The organism is Fructilactobacillus sp. X2R6C1 (assembly GCF_059901295.1).
On the sequence record NZ_JBWXUZ010000045.1, the window covers coordinates 1 to 259 of the forward strand.

Annotated in this window: 1 pseudogene; it reads left to right on the forward strand. The window is 36.3% G+C overall.

Features of this window, described 5'->3' with window-relative positions:
- Window positions 1-209, forward strand: a pseudogene (locus AC6UDF_RS07290) (preprotein translocase subunit SecY); the annotation flags it as partial.
- Window positions 210-259: the final 50 nt, after the last annotated feature.

Sequence of the window (259 nt, forward strand, 5' to 3'; positions counted from 1 at the left end):
TGACCGGACAGGTTAACATTATGTCTTTTTTAGGAACCATTTACGTGCTGTTGATTGCCCTAGTGCCACTGGTAATCGGTTTATACTTTCCAATTGTGACTAATTTCTCGTTTTTATTTGGGTCGCTGTTTATTTTAATTACCATTTTAGACAGCATTTCCCAAGAAGTTCGGGCTCTAATCTATAAGTATCGTTATCGCATTTTTTAATTATGAGGAGGCTATATGGTTTATTTTATCCCTAATTGGCATCCCTACAC